At 67.7% G+C, this 24,422-nt stretch carries 24 protein-coding genes; 4 read left to right on the forward strand and 20 right to left on the reverse strand.

Features of this window, described 5'->3' with window-relative positions:
* Positions 1-34 precede the first annotated feature (34 nt).
* The 5 genes from ACK5M9_RS05205 to ACK5M9_RS05225 all read right to left on the reverse strand — a co-directional run bounded on the left by ACK5M9_RS05205 (position 35) and on the right by ACK5M9_RS05225 (position 5,445).
* Entirely contained in the window at positions 35-1,195 is a 1,161-nt protein-coding gene (locus ACK5M9_RS05205; protein ID WP_416892144.1) for an acyl-CoA dehydrogenase family protein, read from the reverse strand.
* 164 nt (positions 1,196-1,359) lie between these two features.
* Positions 1,360-2,835 (reverse strand): GTPase HflX, encoded by a 1,476-nt coding sequence (gene hflX / locus ACK5M9_RS05210; RefSeq protein WP_416892113.1) that lies wholly within the window; start codon positions 2,833-2,835, stop codon positions 1,360-1,362.
* 60 nt (positions 2,836-2,895) lie between these two features.
* Positions 2,896-3,765: a diaminopimelate epimerase gene (gene dapF / locus ACK5M9_RS05215; RefSeq protein WP_416892114.1), complete on the reverse strand. Its 870-nt coding sequence runs from the start codon at positions 3,763-3,765 to the stop codon at positions 2,896-2,898.
* A 28-nt stretch (positions 3,766-3,793) separates the two neighbouring features.
* Positions 3,794-4,759: a tRNA (adenosine(37)-N6)-dimethylallyltransferase MiaA gene (miaA, locus tag ACK5M9_RS05220; protein ID WP_416892115.1), complete on the reverse strand. Its 966-nt coding sequence runs from the start codon at positions 4,757-4,759 to the stop codon at positions 3,794-3,796.
* The gene (locus ACK5M9_RS05225; RefSeq protein ID WP_416892116.1) at positions 4,756-5,445 is read right to left on the reverse strand and encodes a hypothetical protein; all 690 of its coding nucleotides are present in this window, start codon (positions 5,443-5,445) and stop codon (positions 4,756-4,758) included. Before ACK5M9_RS05225 ends, miaA begins: the two co-directional genes overlap by 4 nt.
* A gap of 267 nt (positions 5,446-5,712) precedes the next feature.
* Between ACK5M9_RS05225 and ACK5M9_RS05230 the strand changes: the two genes are divergently transcribed.
* On the forward strand, positions 5,713-7,101 hold the full coding sequence (locus ACK5M9_RS05230) for a DUF349 domain-containing protein (RefSeq protein WP_416892117.1): 1,389 nt from the start codon (positions 5,713-5,715) through the stop codon (positions 7,099-7,101).
* On the opposite strand, the gene ACK5M9_RS05235 is transcribed toward ACK5M9_RS05230, so the two are convergent.
* The 6 genes from ACK5M9_RS05235 to ACK5M9_RS05260 all read right to left on the reverse strand — a co-directional run bounded on the left by ACK5M9_RS05235 (position 7,098) and on the right by ACK5M9_RS05260 (position 13,028).
* Positions 7,098-7,700 (reverse strand): hypothetical protein, encoded by a 603-nt coding sequence (locus tag ACK5M9_RS05235; protein WP_416892118.1) that lies wholly within the window; start codon positions 7,698-7,700, stop codon positions 7,098-7,100. The two genes, ACK5M9_RS05230 and ACK5M9_RS05235, sit on opposite strands and share 4 nt — an antisense overlap.
* A 28-nt stretch (positions 7,701-7,728) precedes the next feature.
* On the reverse strand, positions 7,729-9,225 hold the full coding sequence (gene miaB, locus ACK5M9_RS05240) for a tRNA (N6-isopentenyl adenosine(37)-C2)-methylthiotransferase MiaB (protein WP_416892145.1): 1,497 nt from the start codon (positions 9,223-9,225) through the stop codon (positions 7,729-7,731).
* Between the two features lie 495 nt (positions 9,226-9,720).
* Positions 9,721-10,239, reverse strand: coding sequence for a recombination regulator RecX (gene recX / locus ACK5M9_RS05245; protein WP_416892119.1), 519 nt, complete (start codon positions 10,237-10,239; stop codon positions 9,721-9,723).
* Complete coding sequence (recA, locus tag ACK5M9_RS05250; RefSeq protein WP_416892120.1) at positions 10,205-11,245, reverse strand: recombinase RecA; 1,041 nt, start codon at positions 11,243-11,245, stop codon at positions 10,205-10,207. The genes recX and recA overlap by 35 nt, the downstream gene beginning before the upstream one ends.
* 174 nt (positions 11,246-11,419) lie before the next feature.
* Entirely contained in the window at positions 11,420-11,614 is a 195-nt protein-coding gene (locus ACK5M9_RS05255; RefSeq protein WP_416892121.1) for a DUF3046 domain-containing protein, read from the reverse strand.
* Between the two features lie 247 nt (positions 11,615-11,861).
* Positions 11,862-13,028: a glycosyltransferase gene (locus ACK5M9_RS05260; protein ID WP_416892122.1), complete on the reverse strand. Its 1,167-nt coding sequence runs from the start codon at positions 13,026-13,028 to the stop codon at positions 11,862-11,864.
* A 52-nt stretch (positions 13,029-13,080) separates the two neighbouring features.
* Here ACK5M9_RS05260 and ACK5M9_RS05265 point away from each other — a divergent pair, with 52 nt between their 5' ends.
* A complete protein-coding gene (locus ACK5M9_RS05265) occupies positions 13,081-13,521 on the forward strand; it encodes a limonene-1,2-epoxide hydrolase family protein (protein WP_416892123.1) in 441 nt (146 codons plus the stop codon).
* Between the two features lie 85 nt (positions 13,522-13,606).
* Here the strand turns inward: ACK5M9_RS05265 and pspM are convergent, their stop codons facing one another.
* From pspM to pgsA, 4 genes are all read right to left on the reverse strand, one after another.
* Entirely contained in the window at positions 13,607-14,434 is an 828-nt protein-coding gene (pspM, locus tag ACK5M9_RS05270) for a phage shock envelope stress response protein PspM (protein WP_416892124.1), read from the reverse strand.
* Positions 14,435-14,445: 11 nt separating this feature from the next.
* The gene (pspA, locus tag ACK5M9_RS05275; protein ID WP_416892125.1) at positions 14,446-15,291 is read right to left on the reverse strand and encodes a phage shock protein PspA; all 846 of its coding nucleotides are present in this window, start codon (positions 15,289-15,291) and stop codon (positions 14,446-14,448) included.
* A gap of 77 nt (positions 15,292-15,368) precedes the next feature.
* On the reverse strand, positions 15,369-15,749 hold the full coding sequence (locus ACK5M9_RS05280; RefSeq protein WP_416892126.1) for a helix-turn-helix domain-containing protein: 381 nt from the start codon (positions 15,747-15,749) through the stop codon (positions 15,369-15,371).
* 139 nt (positions 15,750-15,888) lie between these two features.
* The gene (gene pgsA, locus ACK5M9_RS05285; RefSeq protein WP_416892127.1) at positions 15,889-16,485 is read right to left on the reverse strand and encodes a CDP-diacylglycerol--glycerol-3-phosphate 3-phosphatidyltransferase; all 597 of its coding nucleotides are present in this window, start codon (positions 16,483-16,485) and stop codon (positions 15,889-15,891) included.
* 58 nt (positions 16,486-16,543) lie between these two features.
* On the opposite strand from pgsA, the gene ACK5M9_RS05290 reads away from it, so the two are divergent.
* Positions 16,544-17,068, forward strand: coding sequence for an amino-acid N-acetyltransferase (locus tag ACK5M9_RS05290; RefSeq protein WP_416892128.1), 525 nt, complete (start codon positions 16,544-16,546; stop codon positions 17,066-17,068).
* A 6-nt stretch (positions 17,069-17,074) separates the two neighbouring features.
* Here the strand turns inward: ACK5M9_RS05290 and ACK5M9_RS05295 are convergent, their stop codons facing one another.
* Complete coding sequence (locus ACK5M9_RS05295; RefSeq protein WP_416892146.1) at positions 17,075-19,453, reverse strand: DNA translocase FtsK 4TM domain-containing protein; 2,379 nt, start codon at positions 19,451-19,453, stop codon at positions 17,075-17,077.
* Positions 19,454-19,921: 468 nt separating this feature from the next.
* On the opposite strand from ACK5M9_RS05295, the gene ACK5M9_RS05300 reads away from it, so the two are divergent.
* Positions 19,922-20,794, forward strand: coding sequence for an SAM-dependent methyltransferase (locus ACK5M9_RS05300; RefSeq protein WP_416892129.1), 873 nt, complete (start codon positions 19,922-19,924; stop codon positions 20,792-20,794).
* Positions 20,795-20,801: 7 nt separating this feature from the next.
* Here ACK5M9_RS05300 and ACK5M9_RS05305 read toward each other — a convergent pair whose 3' ends face one another.
* The 4 genes from ACK5M9_RS05305 to ACK5M9_RS05320 all read right to left on the reverse strand — a co-directional run.
* The gene (locus ACK5M9_RS05305; protein ID WP_416892130.1) at positions 20,802-22,478 is read right to left on the reverse strand and encodes a ribonuclease J; all 1,677 of its coding nucleotides are present in this window, start codon (positions 22,476-22,478) and stop codon (positions 20,802-20,804) included.
* Between the two features lie 19 nt (positions 22,479-22,497).
* Positions 22,498-23,400 carry a 4-hydroxy-tetrahydrodipicolinate synthase gene (dapA, locus tag ACK5M9_RS05310; RefSeq protein ID WP_416892131.1) on the reverse strand — a complete coding sequence of 301 codons (903 nt, stop codon included), beginning with the start codon at positions 23,398-23,400 and terminating at the stop codon, positions 22,498-22,500.
* 179 nt (positions 23,401-23,579) lie between these two features.
* Entirely contained in the window at positions 23,580-23,837 is a 258-nt protein-coding gene (locus tag ACK5M9_RS05315; RefSeq protein WP_416892132.1) for a type II toxin-antitoxin system RelE family toxin, read from the reverse strand.
* Between the two features lie 228 nt (positions 23,838-24,065).
* Positions 24,066-24,422, reverse strand: a 357-nt coding sequence (locus tag ACK5M9_RS05320) for an integrase core domain-containing protein (RefSeq protein ID WP_416892133.1), incomplete at its 5' end; no start/stop codon positions are given.

Below are 24,422 nucleotides of genomic sequence, written 5' to 3' on the forward strand. Positions count from 1 at the left end.
GCAAACGGGATTCCGGTGGGACCCGGCTCGACCGCTAGACCCCCAACCCGCGGCCGATGATCTCTTTCATGATCTCGGTGGTGCCGCCGTAGATCGTCTGGACCCGGGCATCCAGATAGGCGCGGGCGACGTTGTATTCGCGCATGTAGCCGTATCCACCGTGCAACTGCAGGCAGCGGTCGATCAGGTGCACCTGCTTCTCGGTGGAGTACCACTTGGCCAGTGCGGCCTGCTCCGCGGTCAGCTTCCCTTCCAGGTGCAGGGCCAGGAACTGGTCCACCATGACGCGCACCACGGTAGCCTCGGTGGCCAGCTCCGCCAGGACGAAGCGGCTGTTCTGGAAGCTGCCGATCGGCTTGCCGAAAGCCTTGCGCTCCTTGGTGTATCGCAGCGTCTCCTCCAGCACGGACTCCATGGCCGCGGCGGCCATGATGGCGATGTTGATCCGCTCCTGCGGCAGGTTCTGCATCAGGTAGATGAACCCCAAGCCCTCTTCGCCGAGGAGGTTCTCGGCGGGGACCTTGACGTCGGTGAACGACAGTTCGGCGGTGTCCTGGGCGTCGAGCCCGATCTTGTCCAGGTGACGGCCGCGTTCGAAGCCCTCCATGTCGCGCTCCACCACCAGCAGGGAGAAGCCCTGGGAGCCCTTCTCCGGATCGGTCTGGGCGACCACGATCACCAGGTCGGAGTTGATCCCGTTGGTGATGAAGGTCTTCGACCCGTTCAGCAGGTAGTGGTCGCCGTGCTTGACCGCGCGGGTCTTGATGCCCTGCAGGTCGCTGCCGGTTCCGGGCTCGGTCATGGCGATCGCGGTGATCAGTTCTCCGGTGCAGAACTTCGGCAGCCAGCGCCGCTTCTGCTCGTCGTTGGCCAGGTGCAGCAGGTAGGGGGCGACGACGTCGTTGTGCAGACCGAACCCGACTCCGCTGTAGCGCCCGGCGACGGTTTCCTCGGTGACGATCGTGTTGTAACGGAAGTCGGGATTGCCGCCACCGCCGTACTCCTCGGGCACCGCCATACCGAGGAAGCCCTGCTTGCCGGCTTCCAGCCACACGCCCCGATCGACGATCTTGGCCTTCTCCCACTCGTCGTGGTAGGGCGCGACGTGCCGGTCGAGGAAGCTGCGATACGACTCGCGGAACAACTCGTGCTCGGGTTCGAAAATTGTGCGCTGGAATTTGATGGCGCTGCCCATGCTGACGACCTCCGGGTCTCCGGTGAAGCGGACTCCGTCGACCAACATATACCAACCGGGCGGTTGGTCGGCGGCCGGAACCATTGGACGCGGATGCGGTCCGACACCCCCGGTCCCCGGCACGAGGCGCGGCGGCGCGCCGGGCGCCAAGCGCCACGCCCCGACTACCCCGGTGAACCGAACTCGCGCAGAACGGCAGCCAGTGCAACGGGTACCCGCGCCCTGATCCTGGTGCCGTCCGCCTGGTGCTCCGCGGCCTGCACACGGCCCTCCGAATGCACCCGGGCCACCACATCGCCGCGGTCGTAGGGGATCACCACGTCGACCGCCACGCGAGTCGGCATGGCGAGTTCGGCAATGCGCCCGCGCAGCCCGTCGATGCCTTCACCGGTGTGCGCGGACACCAGAAGGGCGCCGGGCAGCTCGTGGCGCAGTCCGGCCAACTGCAGATCGCCCGCGGCATCGATCTTGTTCACCACCAGCAACTCCGGCGGAGCATTGGTGTCGTGGTCGGTGATCACCTCCGAGATCACCTGCCGGACCGCGCTGATCTGCGCCAGTGGGTTGGTGTCGGAGCCGTCCACGACGTGCAGCAGCAGGTCGGCGTCGACCACCTCCTCCAGGGTGGAACGAAACGCTTCGACCAGCTGGGTGGGCAGGTGCCGCACGAAACCCACGGTGTCGGTGATGGTGTAGGAACCGGCGGAAGCGGAGTCGAATTCCGCGCGCCTGGTGGTGGGCTCCAGCGTGGCGAACAGGGCGTCCTGCACCAGCACTCCGGCCCCGGTCAGCGCATTGAGCACGCTGGACTTGCCCGCATTGGTGTAGCCGACGATCGCGATCGAGGGCAGATCGGCTTGCAATCGCCGGCTGCGTTGGGTGTCGCGGACCTGCTTCATGGCCTTGATGTCGCGGCGCAGCCTGGCCATGCGTTCGCGGATACGGCGCCGGTCGGTTTCGATCTTGGTCTCGCCGGGCCCGCGCAGGCCCACCCCGCCGCCGCTGCCGCCGGCCCGGCCGCCGGCCTGCCGCGACATCGACTCGCCCCAGCCGCGCAGCCGGGGCAGCATGTACTCCATCTGCGCCAGTGCCACCTGCGCTTTCCCTTCCCGGCTGGTGGCGTGCTGGGCGAAGATGTCGAGGATGAGCGCGGTGCGGTCGATGACCTTGACCTTGACGGCCTTTTCCAGCGCGGTCAGCTGGGCTGGGGAGAGTTCACCGTCGCAGATGACGGTGTCGGCGCCGGTCGCCACCACCACCTCGCGCAGTTCCCGGGCTTTGCCCGAGCCGATGTAGGTCGACGGGTCGGGCCGGTCGCGGCGCTGGATGAGGGCTTCGAGCACCTGCGAGCCGGCGGTTTCGGCCAGGGCCGCGAGTTCTTCCATGCTGGCGCGGGACTCGGCGGCGCTGCCCTGGGTCCACACTCCGACCAGCACCACTCGTTCCAGGCGCAGCTGGCGGTACTCGACCTCGGAGACGTCGGCAAGCTCGGTCGAAAGCCCTGCGACCCGGCGCAGCGCCGATCGGTCGTCGAGCGCGAGTTCGCCGGTGCTCGGCGGGGGTGCGGCCGCGCCGGACACCGCCGCCCCGGCCCGCACTGGCCGCATCTGCCCGTCATCGGGTGAATCTGAGTACGTCATAACCTGTGTCCGATGGTGACACGCCGGAGCCACCGGCGCATCCGAATATCGATCCCGGGCTCACTGCGGGGCGCGCCAGAAACCTTCGACCAGTTCGCCGCGGGCGACCAGCACCGACGGGCCGCGCAGGAAGCTGGATGTCGCGGTCACGGTGACGACGACGGCACCCCCCGGGACGTGCACACTCAGCGTCCCGGTTTCGGCCCCCCGGGTCGCCAGTGCGGCGACGGTGGCCGCCACCGTCCCGGTTCCGCAGGAACGGGTCTCCCCGACCCCGCGTTCATGCACCCGCATGTGGACCCGGCCGTCCACCGGGGCGGTGAGGATCTCGACGTTGACGCCGTCGGGGAACTGCCCGGGGTCAAAACCGACCGGCGCCGCGACGTCGAGGGCCGCCAGATCTTCCGGGGTCAGGCTCTCATCGACGCAGGCCAGGTGCGGGTTGCCCACGTCGACGGCCATCCCGGCGAACCGCCGGCCCCCCACCGTCGCCTCCCCCGACCCGAGTTTCGCGGCCTTGCCCATGTCGACGGTGATGTCGGCGTCGGCCGCGCTGACGCTGTGCACGGTGACGGGCCGCGGCCCGGCCAGCGAGGCGACGACGAACTCGTCACGGCTCTCCAGACCGCTGGCGCGCAGGTAGTGGGCGAACACCCGGACTCCGTTGCCGCACATCTGTGCGGTCGACCCGTCGGCGTTGCGGTAGTCCAGGTACCAGTCGTCGGCAACCACGCCGTCGGGTAGGCGGTCGAGCACGCCGGCGGCTCGGGCCGCCCCGGCGGTGGTCACCCGCAGTACACCGTCGGCGCCCAGACCGCGGCGGCGGTCGCACAGCGCGGCGACCCGGGAAGCCGGCAACTCGACCTCGGCGCCCTCGTCGTGCAGCAGCACGAAGTCGTTCTGGGTGCCGTGGCCCTTGGCGAAGATCATGTGCGCTGCTCCTCGGTGCGGATCAGGATCAGGGTACGTGCCGCCACGCCCGCAGTGCCTCGTCAGCGGCACTGACGGCGCCGGCCGCGGTGTCGGGGGTAGCGGCGGTCCCGTCGATCCAGTGCACCCGGTGGTCGCGCCCGAACCACGACCGCTGCCGGCGCACGTAGCGGCGGGTGCCGACGAACGTCTGCTGCTGCGCGGCTGCCAGCTGGTCGGCGCTCCCACCGGCATCGAGTGCCGCGATCACCTGCGAGTAGCCCAGCGCACGCGAGGCGGTGACCCCGTCGCGCAGCCCGCGGCCGATAAGTGTCCGCACCTCCTCGACCAGACCGGCGGCGAACATCGCGTCGGTGCGTCGGGCCAGCTGCTCATCGAGAATCGCTGTCTGGCAATCCAATCCGACGATGACGGTATCCCAGCGCGGGGTCCCGATGCGCGGCGCGGAGGCGGCGAACGGCCGGCCGGTGAGTTCGACGACCTCCAGTGCCCGCACGATGCGGCGTGCGTCGGACGGCAGAATCGCCGCTGCGGCGTCCGGGTCGCGCCGGGCCAGCTCGGTGTGCAACCGCGCGACCCCGATCTCGACGAGTCGCCGCTCCCACCGGGCGCGCACCGCCGGGTTGGTCGCCGGGAATGCCCAGTCGTCCAGCAGCGACTGGATGTAGAGCATCGAACCGCCGACCACGATCGGCACCGCTCCCCTGGCCAGGATCGCTTCGATGTCGCCCGCGGCCGCCCGCTGGTAGCCCGCGACCGAGGCGACATCGGTGACGTCGAGTACGTCGAGCTGATGATGCGGGATGCCGCGCCGCGCCACGGCGGGGAGCTTGGCGGTCCCGATGTCCATGCCGCGGTAGAGCTGCATCGCGTCGGCGTTGACGATCTCGGCGCCGCCGGGGCAGCCGGGCTCACCGGCCAGATATTCGGCCATATCGAGGGCCAGTTGCGACTTGCCGGTGCCCGTCGGACCGACGATCGCCAGTGGCCTCACGGCTGCCAGACACCGACGAAATAGCCCACGCCGAAGGGAGCGCCGCGGTAGAGCTCCTTGGCCGACTGCGGCCCGGGCTCGGTCAGCCCGGCCAGAACCGCAAAAGCCGCCCGGCCCAGGACGCGCGCGGGCAATCGGGTCAGGGCGCCGACGTCACCGCCGGCCAGCGCTTCGTCGAGGAACTGCTGGGCGTGGGTGCCGTCGGGGTCGTAGCCGCCGGGGGCATCGAGGGTCAGGGTGTTGACACCGTCGGCCACCACCAGCACACCGATCGGTTCGGGTTCCCGATCGATCGAGGCGCGCAATTCCCGCCCCCTAGACCGTGCGGTATCCCCGCCGAGATCGGCGGCGTAGACCCGGGCCTGCACACTACGGTCGTCCCCGGCCCGCCCGCGCACCCAGGCAGCCATCAACCCGCACAGCGGTAGTTCGACCGGGTTCGGGGCCCCGGCTTCGGGTCCCAGCCGAACCCGCACGTCGACGCCGAAACCCGCGAAGGTGCCGCAGACTTGTGGTCCCAGCTCCGCATCCGCCGCCCCGATGCCGACGGCGATCCAGCGGGTCGGCAGCACGGCCACCGCGGTATCGACCGCCGACCTCAGATCAGCGACCTCACCAGCGGCCGATCCGGCCAGCTCAGGGACCAGTACCGGCGCGGACGGGATGATCGCCACGGCGCTGAGCACAGCACCAAAACTAGCGGCTGTCCCGCGAGATGCCACACACCCAGGCGGGCACGCCACCGGCGGGTCGTCCGACCAGATTCACGGTGCTGCGACACCGCAGCCGCCGAACTGCTTCAATACATAGTCGGGACCGGTTGGCAGGACCGGGTGGACGAGCATCTCCAAGCACGTCCTGCTGGCCAATCTCCCGCCACCGGCAGTGGAGCCGCTTTGCGCGGCAGGTGCACGGTTGACCGTGCGACGGGTATGAGGAGTAGGTAGACCGCAATGACAGCTGACCAGCCCCGCGACAACGACACCGCAGCGTCGACCAGTGAACCGGCCACCGGCCCGGCTTCCCGCGGACTCCCCAAACCGGCGTCGCGACCCCGGCCGGGCCCGCTACCGGGTCCCCGCCCCGGGGCGGGGGCGCAACCGAGCGCCCGGGCCCACGTCACGACGCCCCCGCAAAGCGACCCGCACCGGTTCGGGCGGATCGACGACGATGGAACGGTCTGGCTGATCACCCGGGCAGGGGAACGGGTGATCGGTTCCTGGCAGGCCGGCGATACCGAAGCTGCGTTCGCGTTCTACGGCCGGCGCTTCGACGACCTCAGCACCGAAGTCGCTCTGATCGAGGAACGGTTGATTTCGGGGACCGGGGATCCACGCAAGATCACCGGTCAAGCGAAGTCACTGGCTGAAACATTGCCCACGGCAACGGTGCTGGGAGACGTCGACGCTATTGCAGACCGGCTGGCCGACATCTGTGCGCGCATCGACGTCTACGTCACCGCGCACCGCTCCCGGCGCAAGGAACTGCGTGCCGAGCAGACCGCGCGCAAGGAGGCGCTGGCTGCCGAGGCCGAAGACCTGGCCGCCAACTCGACCCAGTGGAAAGCTGCCGGGGACCGGCTCAAGGAGATCCTCGACGAATGGAAGACTCTCGTCGCGGTGGACCGCAAGGTCGACGACGTGTTGTGGAAGCGATACTCGCTGGCGCGAGATACCTTCAGCCGGCGCCGGGGATCTCATTTCGCCGAATTGGACCGTGATCGGGCCGGCGTCCGCCAGGCCAAGGAACAGCTCTGCGAGCGCGCCGAAGCGTTGTCGGATTCCACGGACTGGGCTGCCACCAGCGCCGAGTACCGCAAGCTGCTGGCGGACTGGAAAGCGGCCGGCCGGGCCAGCAAGGATGTCGATGACGCCCTGTGGCGACGCTTCAAGGGCGCTCAGGACACCTTTTTCAAGGCTCGCAATGCCTCCACGGCGGAGAATAACGCCGAGCAGGTGGCCAATGCCACGGCCAAGCGGGCACTGCTGGCCGAAGCGGAGAAACTCGACACCGACGACAGCGGCGCTGCACGCAGGGCTCTGCGCACCATCACCGAGAAATGGGATGCGATCGGCAAAGTCCCACGCGAACAGTCCGCCGACCTCGAGAGGCGGCTGCGCGCGGTCGAGAAGAAGGTACGGGAATCCGGCGAATCCAGGACCGATCCCGAGGCCCAGGCCCGCGCCGAGCAGTTCCGCACCCGCGCCGAGCAGTTCGAAAAGCAATCCGCCAAAGCGGCTGCGGCAGGTCGGGTCAAGGAAGCCGAGGAGGCCGCGGCCAATGCCGAGCAGTGGCGGCAGTGGGCGGACGCCGCCGCCAAGGCCCTGACCCGCAAGCCCTAACCATCGGTGGGGCCGGCGGGCCCGGGCGGCTCCTCCTCCTCCTTCGTGCCGGGCGCCAGGTCGTCCAGCAGACTCTTGGAATCACGCTCCGCGGCAGCCTGCCGGCGCACCTCCTCTGCGGCCAGCTGCACGATGGTTCGCTGCCACACCACCCGTGCCCAGTGGAACGTCAACACGATCACCGTTATCCACGAGATGAACAGCCCCACACCCGGGCCCGGGTTGCCCGCGGCCACGGTCTGGCGCGACCAGACCGCCAGCAGACCGGCGGCTGCGGCCACCCCCGTTCCGGCCAGCGCCACCCAGGCGACGCCCCAGCGGCGGGTGAGCAGGGCCAGCGCCGAGAATCCCACACCGAACACCAGCGCCAGCCAGCCGAAAATCCGCAGCGGCAACGTCACCGCCGCGTCGGCGGCGCCGTGGGTGTTGAACAATGTGTCCCAACCCCGCACCGCGCCGGTATACGGCAGGGCGAACGATCCCACCAGTACGAACACCAGGATTGCGACTACCAGTGCCCGTGCACCGGGATTGATTTCGCGCGCGACGCGGCGTTCAGCCGCCTCGAGTTCGGACCGGTAGGAGTCGAAGTCCGCCACGTGTGTTTCTCCGTTCCAGGTTCTGCCGTCAGCAGCCCGTCGATCCCGCCGCGGCCGGCTCGGTGGGCCGCCCTACGGCAGGGATGCCGAGGCCGACACCGGGGGGTCGGTGGCCCGCAGCACAAGCGTCACCGGCGCGGGTCCGCCGGTGTGTCCGGATTCCGGCGTCGGCGATCAGGTGATGCGGTGCGGCGTCGGTGATCTCGACGGTGACGACATCACCCGCCCGCACCACCGGGTCCCGGTTAGCCGGGCCACCCGGCCGCACCACCGTGCTCCCGGCCTGCGGGCCGGCTCCCTGATCGGCGGTGAAATGCACCAGGCGCCCGTCGCGTGCCCGTCCGCTCATCCGCGCGGTTCGGGCGTCTTTTCGCCCTTCGCCGGTGGCCACCAGCAGTTCGACCGTTTCGCCGATCAGCGCTCGATTGTGTTCCAGGGAGATCTGCTCCTGCAACTCGATCAACCGTTCGTAGCGTTCCTGCACAACGGCTTTGGGCAGTTGATCGTGGAGTTCGGCGGCCGGCGTGCCGGGACGCCGCGAGTACTGGAAGGTGAAAGCGGCAGCGAACCGGGCCTGACGCACCACCTCCAGGGTCGCCTGGAAATCGCCCTCGGTCTCCCCGGGGAATCCGACGATCAGGTCGGTGGTGATGGCGGCGTGCGGCATGGCCGCCCGGACCCGCTCGATGATTCCCAGATAGCGCTCGGCACGGTAGGAGCGTCGCATTGCCCGCAGCACGCGATCCGATCCGGATTGCAACGGCATGTGCAGCGCCGGACAGACATTCGGCGTCTGGGCCATCGCATCGACGACGTCGTCGGTGAACTCCGCCGGGTGCGGCGAGGTGAACCTGACCCGCTCGAGCCCGTCGATTCGGCCGCAGGACCGCAGCAACTCGGCGAACGCGCCCCGATTGCGGGGGATCGCCGAGTCGGCGAATGAGACTCCGTAGGCGTTGACGTTCTGGCCGAGCAGGGTGACTTCGAGCACTCCCTGGTCCACCAGGGACTGCACTTCGGCCACGACGTCGGCCGGGCTGCGGTCGACCTCGCGGCCCCGCAACGAGGGCACGATGCAGAACGTACAGCTGTTGTTGCATCCAACCGATATGGAAACCCAAGCGGCATAGGCTGATTCACGTACGCTGGGCAGCGATGACGGGAATTCCCTCAGCGCCTCGGAAATCTCTACCTGCGCCTCGTTGTTGTGCCGGGCCCGTTCGAGCAGCACCGGCAGCGACCCGATGTTGTGGGTGCCGAAAACGACATCGACCCAGGGCGCCCGCTTCAGTACGCTGTCTCGGTCCTTCTGCGCCAGGCAACCGCCCACCGCGATCTGCATGTCAGGATTGCTCCGCTTGCGCGGCGCCAAATGGCTGAGGTTGCCGTAGAGCTTGTTGTCGGCGTTCTCCCGCACGGCGCAGGTGTTGAAGACGACGACGTCGGCGTCGGTGCCCTCGCCGGCACGCCGGAAGCCCGCCGCCTCCAGCAGACCGGCCAGCCGCTCGGAGTCGTGGACGTTCATCTGGCAGCCGTAGGTGCGGACCTGGTAGGTCCGTGCCCCACCGCTAGTCCCCGGCGCCGTCGAAGTCACGGGGCCATGGTACGGGGGCCGGGGTGAAACGACTCAACCCGCAGCTAGCAGAGCCACAGGGCATCCCGTCAGGACCACAGGGCATCGCGCGAGGCACACAGGGCATGCCGTCAGGCCCACGGGGCATGCCGCGCGGATGACTCTGCGCTGGTGGCGCAGAAGTGCGAGTGCAGGGCGCCCTGGGCGCAGGGTGAACGCCTTGGATTCAAGCGGTGGCTGCAACGAATGTGGACGGATCTGAGAGTAGTCGGTCAAGTTCTTCGGCTGGGGTGCGCCAGCCGAGGCGTTTGCGAGGCCCGGCACCCGGCGCCCGAGACCCGGCGCCCAGCGCCTGGCAGCCAGCGCCCAGCGACCGGGGCTCGGGGCTCGGCGGCCAGCGGCCAGCGGCCAGCGGCCAGCGGCCAGCGGCCAGCGGCCAGCTCAGCCCTACACCCGACGGCGCTCCCGCTCGGCCCTCATCTCAGCGAACACCACCTCGCAGGCCATCGTCTGGCTGTAGCCGCGGCGGGCCAGCATTCCGACCAGTCTGCGGGTGACACGCGCGTCGTCGTCGCCCAGCACTTCCCGGCGCAATCGGCGACGTACCAGCTGCGCGGCGCAATCCCGCTCTTCACCGGCGTCGATCCCGGCCAGCACCGAGGTGATCACGTCGTTGTCCACTCCCTTGGTGTGCAACTCGGCAGCCAGCGCCCGCTTACTCTTGCCCGCCTTGGCTCGCCGCGACCGCACCCACTGCTCGGCGAACTCGGCGTCATCGATCAGCCCGACCGCAGACAATCGATCCAGCACGGAGCCGGCGAGCCCGTCGGAGAAACCTCGTTTCGCCAGCCGCCCGGCCAACTCGGCCCTGGTGTGTGACCGGGTGGTGAGCAGGCGCAGGCACAGTGCCCGCGCCTGCTCTTCGCCTCGGTCAGAAGTCGACGGGGGCGGGCAAGACGCTGTCATCGGTCACCACTGCGCCAATGCCGAGCTTTTCCTTGATCTTCTTCTCGATCTCGTTGGCCATATCAGCGTTGTCCAGCAGGTAGGTGCGGGCATTCTCCTTGCCCTGGCCGAGTTGTTCACCCTCGTAGGTGAACCAGGACCCGGACTTGCGGATGAAGCCGTGCTCCACCCCCATGTCGATCAGCGAGCCTTCCCTGCTGATCCCCCGGCCGTAGAGGATGTCGAACTCGGCCTGCTTGAAGGGTGGTGACACCTTGTTCTTGACGACCTTGACCCGAGTGCGGTTGCCGACCGCGTTCGTGCCGTCCTTGAGTGTCTCGATGCGTCGAACATCCATGCGCACCGACGCGTAGAACTTCAGTGCTTTGCCACCCGTGGTCGTCTCGGGCGAGCCGAACATCACTCCGATCTTTTCCCTCAGCTGGTTGATGAAGATCGCCGTTGTTCCCGAATTATTCAGCGCGCCAGTCATTTTCCGTAACGCCTGGCTCATCAGCCGGGCCTGCAGCCCGACGTGGCTGTCACCCATCTCGCCCTCGAGCTCCGCACGCGGTACCAGCGCCGCCACCGAGTCGATGACCAGAATGTCCAGCGCACCCGAGCGGATCAGCATGTCGGCGATCTCCAGCGCCTGCTCCCCGGTGTCGGGCTGGCTGACCAGCAGGGAATCGGTGTCGACACCGAGCTTCTTGGCGTACTCGGGGTCCAGCGCGTGCTCGGCATCGATGAATGCCGCAACCCCGCCGGCAGCCTGGGCGTTGGCCACCGCATGCAACGCCACTGTGGTCTTACCCGAAGACTCCGGACCGTAGATCTCAATAACCCGCCCGCGCGGCAGACCGCCGATGCCAAGGGCCACGTCCAATGCGATCGACCCGGTCGGGATAACCGATATCGGCTGCCGCACCTCTTCGCCGAGGCGCATCACCGAGCCTTTGCCGTAGCTCTTCTCGATCTGGGCCATCGCCAGTTCCAGGGCCTTCTCGCGATCAGGGGCTTGTGCCATGGTGTTTCTCCTAATAGTTCGGTGTTCAACGACCGGTATTGGCCGGTTGGTCGTGACCCTAGAGAAGGCCACCGACAAGTCGTGGTCGTCGAATGCCACCACAGTAGCCGAACATCTGTTCGACTCAAGTACGACACGCCCTCATGCACCGATTTCGCCCGGCACCCGGCTTTCTCACCACTGGTCGCGCGGCACGTCGAAATCCGCGCACAGCGCCCACCACACATCACGCGGCTCGATCCCGTCCTCGATCGCTTGCGCGGCAGTCCGGCCGTCAAACCCGGTCAGAACATGGTCTACCAGCACCGATGACCCGTAGGCAGCACCGAACCGTAGCATCACCCGCTCGTTGAACTCCGTGCGCCGCACGCCAGCCAAGATACCGGGCCGGCCAGCGCCGGATCATCCCGCAAGCGCGAGCACGTCCCGGCACACCCGCACCCCTGGGTTCGGACATTTTGCTTAGCACCCAGGCGTGCGGCCGAATTCGGGCCAGGCAGCCGCGAGTCATTCGCGAGCGTAACGGGGCTGCGATTTCGCGCTCCGAATTTCGCTGTGGCGTTACGCTCGCGAGCAAGCGCGCTGAACAGGGCCGGCGGGCCGGCCGGCGCGTGGATCATCCCGCAAGCGCGAGCGCGTCCCGGCACACCCGCACCGGGTCGGCCACGACGGAAACACCGGCGGCGGCCCGCCGTGCTGCGCCGCGGTATCCCGGCTTCGACAGCACCTCGCCCACCTCGGCCACCAAACGCTCGGCGGTCAACGGCCGGATCAGCCGCCCGCTGCCCTGCCGAACGACCCGATTGGCTATCTCCCATTGATCACCGCCACCGGGAACCACCACCAGCGGGACCCCCGCGAGCATCGTCTTGGCCACCAGTCCGTGGCCGCCTCCGCAGATCACCAGATCCGCATGTGCCAGCAGATCGTCCTGCCGGCCCAGCCCCGCCACCGCCCATGGGGGCACCGTGAGCTCCTCGCCACCGAGCCGCGACACCACAACCCGTGATCCGGCCGGCAGTGTGTCTGCGGGCCGTAGGCATTCCAGTGCGACTTCGGCCAGCCCGGCGGTGCCGGTTGCCGCTGTCGACGGCGCCACCACAACCACCGGTCCGCTGCCGGCCGGGATCCGCAGCACCCGGTCGGTCGGCTCGAAATGCAGAGGTCCGACGACGACGGCCTCCGCTGGCCAGTCCGGGCGAGGCACCTCCAGCGCCGGCAGCGTTGCGATCAGCCGGCGCAACGGCCCGGGATCACCGGGGGGCAGGCCGATCCCCGCCCGGGCGGCCGCACGCTGGCGCAGGCCGAGACGCACCGAACGTGCGGTCAGTGTCCGCATGACGACGTCCCTCGACCGACCGAGCGGCCCAGTGCCCGGTGCGAGTCCGCTGCCGATCGGCGGCAACCCCTTCGACGGCAGATAGAGCGGATGCGGGTTGAGCTCGATCCACGGGATTCCCGCCAGCTCGGCGGCCATGCCCCCGCCGACTGTGATGACATCGGACACCACCAGGTCCGGCGCCAGGTCAGCGAAGGCGGGCACCAGGAGCTCCGCCATGTGCGCCGCTCGCCGGTGAATCCGCGCCCCGGCATCGACGTCCTCGTCGGAAGCCACCAGTCCGCCCAACTCGACGGCGTCGATCCCCACCCCGCGGGCGGCAGCCAACCACTGCGCCCCGGTGAACAACGTGGGTGTGTCACCGGCCCGGGCGAAGCGCCGGCACAGCGCGATGGCGGGAAACGAGTGTCCGGGATCAGGCCCGGCGACCTCGGCAACGCGCACCCGGATCACCCTGCCACAGCGTCGACACCCAATACTCGCCTACGCTGGCAGCATGACCGAGCCGATGCGCGCGACAGCCGAGTCCACCGACAACATCCACATCGTCGAAAGTTTTCTGGACGCGCTGCAAAACGAGGACTTCGAAGCCGTCGAGTCGGCTCTCGACGACGATCTCATCTACGAGAACGTGGGTTTCTCCCGGGTCCGGGGCGGTCGGCGCACGGCCAAGCTGCTGCGCAAAATGCAGGGGCGCATCGGCTTCGAAGTCAAGATCCACCGGATCGCGGCCGACGGCGCCGCGGTACTCACCGAGCGGACCGACGTGCTGATCCTCGGCCGGTTTCGCGTGCAGTTCTGGGTCTGCGGAGTGTTCGAACTGCGCGACGGCCAAATCACCCTGTGGCGGGACTATTTCGACACCCTCGACATGCTCAAGGCCACTGTTCGCGGGCTGGCCGGGATGGTGATCCCGGCCCTGCGGGCCACGCTGTAGAGGCGCTTTGCCGGGGCAGGGTCTGGCGGGGAGACCTCGGCGGGGCGGCCCGCGGGTGGACGGGCCGGGGCGACCCGGGGCAAGATCAGCTCGACAGCCGTCGCACCGGGGCCAATTCGGCGAACGCCTGCGCCCATCCGGCCAGGCGGTCGGTGGCGCCGGCGAGTTCATCGCGATAGCGCTGCTGGTCCAGCGACGCCACTACGGCCGATCCGCTGTCGCTTGCCGATGATACCAATTGAGCTGCGGCGGTAACCATTTCGTTGTACTGACGAACTCCGGCGCCCAGCTGACCGATGTAGGCGTTGATGGTCGGAACCAGGTATTCCCGCGAAGATTCCGACGAGTGCGCCGCCCTTTCCATCGACACGACTTGGGCCGCCGTGGACGCCATCGCCGCAGAAGTGCGGTTCGCGGCGGTCGTCAGATCGGCGATCTCGCCGGCCGGCAGCATCTGTTCGCGTTCCATCACACCCAGTAGGGAGAACAACCCGCGCTCGGAAGCGCCCAGCGCATACATGGCCGGCCGCGCGGCCGAACCCGGCGGCGGCAACCGGCGCACGTTGGCCGGCCGCTGGGATGGCAGCGGCTCGGACTTCAGCCAGTGGTACCGGAAGAACAGCAGCGTCGCGGGAATCACCTGGACCACGGCGATCGCACCGGTGATCTGCAGTAGCAGGGTGAACCAGCCCCAAGCCGCCAGCACAGCCGTCAGCAACGCCCAGAACGCACATCCGGCAGTGAATATCCAGGCCCACCGCAGCGCGCGGCGGCGTCGGCGCAGCATCCGCGCCCGGGCATCGGTCGCAATGCCGATCGTGCGGGCAACCTGGCCCGCGAAGTCCGCAATGACCTCGTATTGCCGCTGCAGCAGCGCCGGGAAGCGGGTGTGTCGATTCGGTTTGGCGGCCACCTGGGGAAAACCTACTTCTGGCCTTGGGGCTGCTCGGGGAGCGGTCCGTCGGCCTTGGTGGCAGGCTTCGCCGGGGATACGGCCGGCGGGGCGGCCTGGGCGGCAGGGGTCGCCGCGCCACCGGCCGGTAACGCTTCGCCACGCATCGAAGCGCGGATCTGTTCCAGCCGCGAGTGGCCCGCCATCTGCACGCCGGCCTGCTCGACCTCGAGCATGCGACCCTGCACGGAGCTTTGGGCGAGTTCGGCCGAACCCACCGCGTCGGCATAGCGCCGCTCGATCTTGTCGCGGACCTCATCGAGGCTGGGCGTGTTGCCCGGCGCGGCGATTTCGCTCATCGACCGCAACGAGGCGCTGACCTGCTCCTGCATCTTGGCCTGCTCCAGTTGGCTGAGTAGCTTGGTCCGCTCGGCGATCTTCTGCTGCAGCACCATCGCGTTGCGCTCGACGGACTTCTTGGCCTGGCCCGCCGCCTGCAGCGCCTGGTCGTGCAGCCCCTTGAGGTCTTCGGCGCTCTGCTCGGCGGTGATCAGCTGGGCCGCGAACGCCTCGGCGGCATTGGTGTACTCGACCGCCTTGTCGGCATCGCCGGTAGCCGTCGCCTGGTCGGCCAGCGTGAGCGCCTGACGAACATTGACCTGGAGCTTTTCGATATCCGCCAGTTGCCGGTTGAGCCGCATCTCCAGCTGACGCTGATTGCCGATCACCTGTGCGGCCTGCTGGGTCAGCGCCTGGTGTGCGCGCTGGGCCTCCTCGATGGCCTGCTGGATCTGCACTTTGGGGTCGGCGTGCTGGTCAATCTTGGAGTTGAACAGCGCCATCAGGTACTTCCACCCTTTGACGAACGGATTGGCCATCGGTTAGCTCCGCCTTCGCTTGTCGTGTGCCTGCTTGCCTGACAGCCCCGGCCCGAACCGCGGCCCTGACAATCAACCTAGTAGGTCAGCGCGCTTTGCCCCACCCTTGGCCCCAATGTCATCGGCGCCATGTCTCCGGTCGTGGCGCCGGACGCAATGACGACCTTGGTGCCGGGGTCGATGGCGCTGGCGGTATCGGTGCCCGGGCGGTGGCCGGCGTGCTCGACCGGCGCCATCCGGTGACCGGCATCAATGAGCACCTGTGACATCGGAACCTCCAGCGCTGCGCAGATCGCGTGGAGAAGCTCGCTGGAAAGCTCCTTGCGGCCACGTTCTGCCTCCGACAGGTACCCCGGGCTGACACGCGCAGAATCGGCCACCTGACGCAGTGTCCTGCCCCGCGTAGTACGGGCGTCGCGCAGCACGTCGCCAATCACCTCCCGTACCAACAGCGCCATCGATCTCTCCCTACGTCCCATCGCCATCATCGCCACTACGGCCCGCACTACGGCCCCCACTACGGACGGCCCGGCGGCCGGGGCACGAACTGTCGATAGAACGTCGGCCGGGGGGTCTGTGTTCCCGACGGGCTCCGATCTAGGCATCGCGCGCGGTACCGCGGATTTCGCGGACCGTCGAGGCGACGTAATCGACGCCGGTGGCCAGGGTGAGCACGATCGCAACACCCATCAGCACCGCCGCGACGGTGTGCGGCCATCCGGAGAGCGGAAGGATGAACAGTCCGATCGCCACCGCCTGGACCACGGTCTTGAGCTTGCCGCCCCGGCTCGCCGGAATGACTCCGCGGCGGATGACGGCCAGTCGCAACGCGGTTATCCCCAGCTCTCGGGCCATGATCACCACCGTGACCCACCACGGCAGATCCCCCAGCATGGACAGGCCGACCAATGCCGCGCCCATCAGGGCCTTGTCGGCGATCGGGTCGACGAATGCGCCGAATTCGGTGGCCATGCCGTAGTTGCGGGCCAGCAGCCCGTCGAACCGATCGGTGATGCAGGCCACGGCGAAAATCACAAAAGCCACCGCACGAGAGACCGTGTGGTGGCCGTCGGCGAAGAACAGCGCATACAGGAAGATCGGGACCAGCAGCAGTCGCAGCAGAGTCAACACATTGGCCAGGTTGACGATCCCGGCGCGACTTTCCGCCTGGCCGGTTCGCGGCTGTGCTGACACGGCAACAGAATAACCGCAGACCGCCTCATCTGGTCGTCCACGTCGATACTGTTCATAGGTGACCGAAAGTCCAGGCGATCATCGGCCGACGATTCGACGCGCGAGGGCATCCGACGTTCCCGCGATCAAGCAGCTCGTCGACACCTACTCGGGGAAGATCCTGCTGGAGAAAAACCTCGTCACGCTCTACGAGGCCGTCCAGGAGTTCTGGGTGGCCGAACACCCCGACATCGAGGGCAAAGTCGTGGGCTGCGGAGCCCTGCACGTGCTGTGGTCCGATCTCGGGGAGATTCGCACCGTTGCCGTCGATCCCGCGATCACCGGGCACGGTATCGGTCACGCGATCGTCGCACGGCTCGGCGAAGTCGCCAGGGAGTTGCAGTTGCGCCGGCTGTTCGTGCTGACCTTCGAGACCGGTTTCTTCATTCGACATGGCTTCACCGAGATAGAGGGCACACCGGTCACCGCAGAGGTGTTCGAGGAGATGTGCCGTTCCTACGACATCGGAGTGGCCGAGTTCCTGGACCTGAGCTACGTCAAGCCCAACACCCTGGGTAACTCCCGGATGCTGCTGGTGCTGTAGCCGGGCCTAGCCGTCGGATTCGCCGTCGCCTGCCGGGCCACCGCGGATCAGAGTCAGTGTCGAGGCCAGCTCGTCGGGTTTGACCAGGACTTCCCGGGCCTTGGAGCCTTCGCTGGGGCCGACGATGTCCCGAGTCTCCATCAGGTCCATCAGGCGCCCGGCTTTGGCGAAGCCCACCCGCAGCTTGCGCTGCAGCATCGAGGTGGACCCGAACTGGCTGGACACCACCAGCTCCACAGCCTGCAGCAACACGTCCATGTCGTCGCCGATGTCCGGGTCGACGTCGGTCCGCTCACCGGTTGGTTTGGCGGTCGTGACGCCGTCGGTGTATTCCGGTTCGGCCTGGTCCTTGCAGGCGGCGACGACAGCCTGGATCTCCTCGTCAGTGATGAACGCGCCCTGCAACCGGGTGGGCTTGCCGGCGCCCATGGGCAGGAACAGTCCGTCGCCCATGCCGATGAGTTTTTCCGCCCCCGCCTGATCCAGGATCACGCGGCTGTCGGTCAGCGACGACGTCGCGAACGCCAGCCGCGACGGTACGTTCGTCTTGATCAGACCGGTCACGACGTCCACGGACGGACGCTGGGTGGCCAGCACCAGGTGAATGCCGGCTGCCCGCGCCTTCTGGGTGATGCGCACGATGGCGTCCTCGACATCGCGCGGCGCGGTCATCATCAGGTCGGCCAGCTCGTCGACGATGGCCAGGATGTAGGGATAGGGCTTGTACTCGCGCTGGCTGCCCGGCGGAGCGGTAATGGCTCCGGACCGGACCTTGGTGTTGAAGTCATCGATGTGGCGCACCCGGGAGGCCTGCATGTCCTGGTAGCGCTGCTCCATCTCGTCCACCAGCCAGGCCAGCGCGGCTGCCGCTTTCTTGGGCTGGGTGATGATCGGGGTGATCAGGTGCGGAATGCCTTCGTAGGGAGTCAGTTCCACCATTTTCGGGTCGATCAGGATCATCCTGACCTCTTCGGGCGCGGCGCGGGTCAGCAGCGACACCAGCATCGAGTTCACGAAGCTGGACTTGCCGGAGCCGGTGGAGCCGGCAACCAGCAGATGCGGCATCTTGGCGAGGTTCGCTGAGATGAAGTCGCCTTCGATGTCCTTGCCCAGCCCGATCACCAGCGGATGATGGTCGCGACGGGTCGTCGGCGAGGTCAGCACATCGGCCAGCCGCACCATTTCCCGGTCGGTGTTGGGCACCTCGATGCCGACGGCGGACTTGCCCGGGATCGGCGCCAGCATCCGCACGTTCTCACTGGCAACCGCATACGCGATATTTTTTTGCAGCGCGGTGATCTTCTCCACCTTGACCCCGGGGCCGAGTTCGACCTCGTAGCGGGTGACGGTGGGTCCCCGGGTGCAGCCGGTGACGGTGGCGTCGACCTTGAACTGGGTGAGCACGTCACCGATCGCACCGGACATCTGAGCGTTGGCGGCACTGCGCCTCTTGGGCGGATCGCCGGCGACCAGCAGGGCCAACGGCGGCAGGACATAGGCCCCCGGGACTACCCGGTCCAGTTCCGCGTCGTCGGCCTTAGTGGCTTTCCCGGCCTTGGCGCCCCGGCGGCGAGACCGGCTCGCTACGGCGTGCGGTTTGGTGGCTGCCTCGGAGCCCTCGAAGTCGTCGATCGGCGCGACTTCGATGGTGTTGGCTTCATCTCCTTCGAAATCTCCTTCGAAGTCCGCCGGGAAGTCCCGGTAGCCCTCACCGTCGTCGTAGGCGCCGTAGCCCTCGTAACCACCGTCGTAACCGCCGTAGCCGTCGTCGTACCCGTCGTACTCGCCGTACCCGTCGTCGTACTCGGCGTACCTGTGGTCACCGCGCTGGAACATCCCGGTGCTGAACATGCCGTACACAGCCTCGGGCACCTCGCGAGCGGTGATACCGGCCAGCAGCAGCATCCCGAACAGCGCCCCGATGAAGAGCAACGGCGCGGCGATCCACGCCGTGAGCCCGTCGGAGAGCGGTCCCCCAATGGCAAACCCGACGAATCCACCGGCGCGCGCCCGCAGTTCGGGCTCCTCGGGGGAACCCGCCCACAGGTGGCTCAGTCCCAGGACCGACAGTGCGATCAGGGCGCAGCCGAGGATCAGCCGCGGCCTGGCGTCCGGGTGGGGTTCGGTGCGCATCAACACGACAGCGGTAGCGACCGCGATCAGCGGCACCATCACGACCGACGAGCCGACGAACATCCGTATCGCCGCGTCGACCCATGCCCCGGCCGGCCGGGCGGCATCGAACCAGGATCCGGCCGCGATGACGACCGCGACGCCCAGCAGCAGCAGCGCAATGCCGTCCCGGCGGTGACCGGATTCGATGTGACGGGCCCGGCCTATCGAGCGCGCCGCACTCCCGGTCGCCCTGGCCGCCATCATCCACATCACGCGCGCGGTCCGGACGCAGGCCGCCCCGGTCAATACCAGCACCGACGGACTTTGCCGCCGCGAAGAGGCGCTTTGACGTTTGGTGGCCTTGGCAGGCCGCTTGGCAGGCCGCTTGGCAGGCCGCTTGGCCGGGGATGCTCCCGCCTGGGCCGGCCGCCCGCGTCGGGCCCCGGACCCCGACGCGGCCTTTGACCTGCTTGTTCGACTTCCGGATCGGGCAACGGTCTTACTCGCCATATCCGCAAGCCTAATCGCAAATACAACTTCTGCCTCATTTGCCACACTGGTAACAGGAGCTTCACCGCGATGTGTCCGGCTCGTGATCCGGCGGCGCGATGTGTCCGGCTCGTGATCCGGCGGCCAGTAGGCTGACACTCGGCGACTGCGACCGTGCCGGCCGCGCCACACCGCCGCAATCCTCTCCGTCCGACGCCGCTTCATCCCAAGATCGCGAGAACGACCGGAATGAACCGGAATCCCGCTGCGCGCACAGCCCTGGCCCCCATGCTGCTCAGCGCGGTCGAACAGAACGAGCCGGAGAGCTGCCGGCTGGTAGACGACGACCTGGCCCAGCTTTTCCTGCCCGCGCCACTGCGCTGGCTCGTCGCCGCCACCAGGCCGGCCGCCGTCCGGCGTGCGCTCATCAAGGCATCCGAGCGGACGGGCCCTGGATTATGGGCGAATCTGACCTGCCGAAAACAGTTCATCGGCGAGAAACTCACCGAGGCCGTCGACGACGTCGACGCGGTGGTTGTCCTCGGAGCGGGCTTGGACACCGTCGCATACCGATTGACTCGCCGGGTCCGCAAACCGGTCTTCGAAGTTGACCTGCCCGTCAACATCGCGCGCAAGGCCAAGACCGTGCGACGGGTGCTGGGGGAACTACCTCGCTCGGTCCGGCTGGTGGCTCTGGACTTTGAGCGCGACGACCTGCTGACCGCTCTGTCCGAACACGGATACCTCCCCGGCAACCGGGTCTTCTTCATCTGTGAGGGCGTCAGCCAGTACCTCACCGAGGATGCGGTCCGCGCCACACTGGAGGGCCTGCGCCCAACCGCATCGGGGAGTCGCCTGGTGTTCACCCACGTCCACCGCGCTTTCATCGACGGCACCAATCGATACGGCAGCCCCACGCTCTACCGGTCAGTTCGCAAACGACATCAATTGTGGCACTCCGGAATCCAGCCCGACGAAATCGCCTCGTTCCTCGCCGGGTACGGCTGGCGACTGGTCGAGCAAGCCGGGCCAGATGAATTCACCGAGCGCTACATCAAGCCCACCGGGCGCAAGCTCGGCGCGTCTCAAATCGAATGGTCGGCAGTCGCGGAGAAGATCTAGGCCGGCGTCAGACTTCCAGCACGGTCGGCACGATCATCGGTTGCCGGCGGAATGTCTCACCCACCCACTTCCCAATGGTGCGCCGTACGCCCTGGGCGATGCGCACCGGGTCGACGACGTTGTTCGCGGCCAGGCTTTCCAGCTCTTTCTCGACCAGGCCGATGGCGGGCTCCAGCGCCTTGGGGTCTTCGGAGAAGCCTCGGGAGTGCAGGTGCGGTGCCATCACCGGCTTGCCGGTACCACGTTTGACCACCACCGTCACCGCCACGAAGCCCTCCGACAGAATCAGCCGCTCACCGAGGGTGATCTCACCGACATCGCCGGTAATCAGCCCGTCGACGAACATCTTGCCGACCGATACGGCACCGGCGATCCTGGCTTTCCCCCCTACCAGGTCGACACTGACCCCGTTCTCCGCCAACAGAATCGATTCTGGCGGCACACCGGTGCCCACGGCCAGCTTGGCGTTGGCCCGCAGATGCCGCCAGGTTCCGTGCACCGGCATCACGTGCCGCGGACGGACCCCGTTGTACAGGAAGAGCAACTCCCCGGCATAGGCATGGCCCGAAACATGCACCCGCGCTTGCGCATTGGTGACGACCCGGGCGCCGATCTTGGCCAGCGCGTCGATGACGCCGTAAACGGCCTCCTCGTTTCCCGGGATCAGCGACGACGACAGCACAATGAGGTCACCGGCGGTCAGGGTGATACTGCGATGTTCGCCGCGCGACATCCGCGAGAGCGCCGCCATCGGCTCGCCCTGGGTTCCGGTGGTCACCAGCACCACCCGGTCGGGTGGCAGCTCCTCGGCGGCCCCGATGTCGACCAGGTCGGAATCGGAAACGTTCAGGAAGCCGAGGTCCCGGGCGATAGCCATATTCCGCACCATCGACCGGCCGACGAAGGAGACCCGACGGCCCAACGCCACGGCGGCGTCGATGATCTGCTGCACCCGATCCACGTTGGAGGCGAAGCAGGCCACAATGACCCGGCCTTCGGCGCCGCGGATCAGCCGGTGCAGCGTCGGTCCGATCTCGCTTTCACTCGGCCCGACTCCGGGTATCTCGGCGTTCGTCGAGTCGCACAGAAACAGGTCCACTCCGGCGTCGCCGAGCCGGGACATACCGGGCAGGTCGGTCGGGCGGCCATCCAGCGGCAGTTGGTCGAGTTTGATGTCCCCGGTGTGCAGGACCGTGCCCGCACCGGTGTAGACGGCGATGGCCAGCGCGTCGGGAATCGAGTGGTTCACCGCGAAGTACTCGCATTCGAACACTCCGTGTTTGCTGCTCTGCCCCTCCTTCACCTCGACGAACACCGGTTTGATGCGATGTTCCCGGCATTTGGCGGCAACCAGGGCCAAGGTGAACTTCGAGCCGACTACCGGGATGTCGGGGCGCAACTTGAGCAGGAACGGGATCGCGCCGATATGGTCCTCGTGCGCGTGGGTCAGCACCAGCGCCTCGATGTCGTCGAGACGGTCTTCGATGTGGCGCAAGTCCGGCAGAATCAGGTCGACACCCGGTTCGTCGTGGGTGGGAAACAAGACACCGCAGTCGATGATCAGCAGCCGGCCCAGGTGCTCGAACACGGTCATGTTGCGGCCGATTTCGCTGATGCCGCCCAGCGCGGTAACCCGCAGCCCGCCCTCGGCCAGGGGGCCCGGCGGGGCCAGCTCTTCGTTCACCCGTGCATCACCCCTCGTCTCACCCGAGCGCGGAGGCCGCACGCATATCGGCGGCCAGCGCCTCGCGTTGCTCGGGTGTCGCAACAACCTGCGGCAGCCTTGGATCTCCGACGTCGAAACCCTGCAGCCGTAAGCCGGTCTTCGACAACGTCACCCCGCCGAGGCGCCCCATCGCATTGCACAGCGAGCTGACCTCGGCGTTGATCTTGCGGGCGGTGGCAATATCGCCGGAGGCAAAGGCGGACAGCAATTCTCGCAGTTGTCCGGCCACCAGATGGGAGATCACGCTGATGAAACCGGTGGCGCCCATGGCCAGCCACGGCAGGTTCAGCGCGTCGTCGCCGGAGTAGTAAGCCAGTCCGGTATCGGCGATCACCTGCCCCCCGGCGTGCAGGTCGGCCTTGGCGTCCTTGACCGCGACGATGTTGGGGTGCGCCGCCAGCGCGCGCAGCGTGTCGGGCTCGATGGGCACCACCGAACGCGGGGGGATGTCGTAGAGCAGCACGGGCAGGTCGGTGGCATCGGCGACGGCGGTGAAATGCGCGATCAGCCCGCGCTGCGGGGGTTTGGAGTAGTACGGGGTGACGACGAGCAGGCCGTGCGCGCCTTCGGCCGCAGCCTGTTTGGCCAGCTTGACGCTGTGCGCGGTGTCGTAGCTGCCCGCACCCGCGATCACCCGGGCCCGGTCGCCGACAGCGTCCAGCACAGTCCGCAGCAACTCGCGCTTCTCGTCGTCGGTGGTGGTCGGCGACTCACCCGTCGTCCCCGAGACGACCAGGCCGTCGCAACCCTGGTCGATCAAGCGGCCGGCCAGCCGGGCCGTCGTTGCGGTGTCCAGGGCGCCGTCGGCGTCGAACGGTGTCACCATCGCCGTCAGCAGGGTGCCCAGGCGTGCCGGGGCATCGAATCCGACGGTGCTCACAGTGCCCAAGATTACCCGGCAGTGACAACCCCCGAACCACCAGCGCGGGCGGGCTCGCGGATTCGGCCGTTGCAAGGGTGGGTCGTCAGGTTTAGGTCTTCCGGCGGTGCGGGTGGTTGCCAGTCGGGTGGGAGCTCTTCGGGTTCGCAAGGGTCGGTCCGGCGGGTTCGTATCGGTGATCACCGATGCCGGCGGCCATAGATCTCCGAGCGGTGGTCAATATCGAGGACGTGCACAACACGGCTGGTTTCGTCGATCCGATAGAGGATCCGATAGGTGCCGCGGCGCGCGCCGTGACACCCGGCGAGTGGCCCGGGGTCAAGTCCAGGGATGTGGTGTATGGCGTCGTCGTGTGATTCTTCGAGGTCGCGGTCCCGCAGCCACGTGGCGACCTGCTGATTGATGACTTCACCCCCGCAGTCGGAATCAAAAATCACCAGATTGAGGTACCACCGTCGGCCACGCGCTCAAAGTATGTGACGCACGCTTCGGGGTCGAACCCAGCAAATCTATGGGATAGTGTGATCTACACAGGGTTGCCCTGCGTCGTATTGCGTTGCGTTGCGTTGCGTTGGGGGTGGCCGCTCGGACGGAGTATTCCGTATGGGTGATTACCGCTGACGTTTATGTGGGTTGTGGGGTTGACCCCGTTTGGTGGACATCGGTTAAGCGGCCTGCTTGGCCATGGTGATGATCCGGTGCTCGAAGGCTACCGGGGGGATTTGGCCGAGTGCGCTGTGGCGCCGTCGGTGGTTGTAGACGGTGTCGATCCAGCTGCTGACGGCGTGGATCGCCTCGACTCGGGTGTGGAAGTGATGGCGGTGGTAGAACTCGGTTTTCAGGGTTGACCAGAAACTCTCTTGCTGGGCGTTGTCCCAGCACACCCCGGTGCGTCCGACCCAGAGCCGGACGTCGAGTTCGACGGCGACCGTCGCGAGTTGGGCGCTGGTGGATTGACAGCCGCGGTCGGCATGGAAATTGACCCTGCCGGTCCCGCCGGTAGCGGGGTCTCGGAATGTCAC

Source organism: Mycobacterium sp., from assembly GCF_047975165.1.
GTDB lineage: Bacteria > Actinomycetota > Actinomycetes > Mycobacteriales > Mycobacteriaceae > Mycobacterium.

Coding starts and splice junctions, on each gene's coding strand:
- ACK5M9_RS05205 (WP_416892144.1), bottom strand. CDS start 1,195: ATGGGCAGCGCCATCAAATTCCAGCGCACAATTTTCGAACCCGAGCAC.
- ACK5M9_RS05280 (WP_416892126.1), bottom strand. CDS start 15,749: ATGGCGCTGTTGGTACGGGAGGTGATTGGCGACGTGCTGCGCGACGCC.
- ACK5M9_RS05265 (WP_416892123.1), top strand. CDS start 13,081: ATGACCGAGCCGATGCGCGCGACAGCCGAGTCCACCGACAACATCCAC.
- ACK5M9_RS05295 (WP_416892146.1), bottom strand. CDS start 19,453: ATGTGGATGATGGCGGCCAGGGCGACCGGGAGTGCGGCGCGCTCGATA.
- pspA (WP_416892125.1), bottom strand. CDS start 15,291: ATGGCCAATCCGTTCGTCAAAGGGTGGAAGTACCTGATGGCGCTGTTC.
- recX (WP_416892119.1), bottom strand. CDS start 10,239: ATGACAGCGTCTTGCCCGCCCCCGTCGACTTCTGACCGAGGCGAAGAG.
- ACK5M9_RS05300 (WP_416892129.1), top strand. CDS start 19,922: ATGAACCGGAATCCCGCTGCGCGCACAGCCCTGGCCCCCATGCTGCTC.
- dapF (WP_416892114.1), bottom strand. CDS start 3,765: ATGATCTTCGCCAAGGGCCACGGCACCCAGAACGACTTCGTGCTGCTG.
- hflX (WP_416892113.1), bottom strand. CDS start 2,835: ATGACGTACTCAGATTCACCCGATGACGGGCAGATGCGGCCAGTGCGG.
- recA (WP_416892120.1), bottom strand. CDS start 11,245: ATGGCACAAGCCCCTGATCGCGAGAAGGCCCTGGAACTGGCGATGGCC.
- miaB (WP_416892145.1), bottom strand. CDS start 9,225: ATGAACGTCCACGACTCCGAGCGGCTGGCCGGTCTGCTGGAGGCGGCG.
- ACK5M9_RS05230 (WP_416892117.1), top strand. CDS start 5,713: ATGACAGCTGACCAGCCCCGCGACAACGACACCGCAGCGTCGACCAGT.